Annotated in this window: 2 protein-coding genes; both read right to left on the bottom strand. The window is 41.9% G+C overall.

What is annotated here, in order from left to right:
- A partial coding sequence (locus N1032_RS25370) for a ribose-phosphate pyrophosphokinase-like domain-containing protein (RefSeq protein WP_259543367.1) occupies window positions 1–442 on the bottom strand: 442 nt, incomplete at its 3' end.
- Window positions 423–709: hypothetical protein (locus tag N1032_RS25365; RefSeq protein WP_259543366.1), on the bottom strand; the 287-nt coding region annotated here is incomplete at its 5' end. The genes N1032_RS25365 and N1032_RS25370, both read right to left, overlap by 20 nt.

Raw genomic sequence — 709 nt, 5'->3', positions numbered from 1 at the left:
CTAAGACTTCAGCAATCGGATTCGTGCCGATAACATCAGCCTGAGTTATAATTTTTACATTATTAATCAGACCGGTCGAAACATCAGAATGTGGGTCAACAACCACAACACTATCCAAATTGTAACTGTTCAGCATTGCTGCGAACACTTTCAAAGTGAATGCGTCATGACCAACCATGTTTCTGTCCTGTCGAGCGTATGGGATATACGGCATCAACAGTTTGATATAGATACGATTGTTAATATTCCGAAGAATGTTCACGACCATGCCAATATCAAACAACATCTCATTCACACCCTTTTTAAAGTCAGGACGGGCAAAGATGGTGGCATCCACTGGGTTGGTTGGCAACGCACCGGAGATACTAGCCCCACGAGCTGTATCAGGGAACGTTGTCCAGTTGAGACGAACAGGTACACCATTAATCTGAAGTGTTATCATTAGACCTGACCTTGTACAGTGTATTCATGGTTTGAATAAAGCGTTCACCATCACGTTCATATTCATTGAGAACATAGGACGTATGGATATTGAGACCATCACGGAATGGATGGTTCCCATGAGTTGCTGTATCACCAAAAATATGTGCATAGTAATAATAAGGCTGCACATCTTCACCGTATAGGCGTTTGATTTCATCTACATAACGTGAACAATCCACCTTACGTAGATTGGACAATTCAGCTACAAACTTCTGCTGCTGTTTCT

Source organism: Herbiconiux daphne (assembly GCF_024979295.1).
Taxonomy (GTDB): Bacteria; Actinomycetota; Actinomycetes; order Actinomycetales; family Microbacteriaceae; genus Herbiconiux; species Herbiconiux daphnes.
The sequence above is the reverse complement of the archived record's forward strand: the minus strand, read 5'-3'. Positions and strand labels throughout refer to the sequence as shown.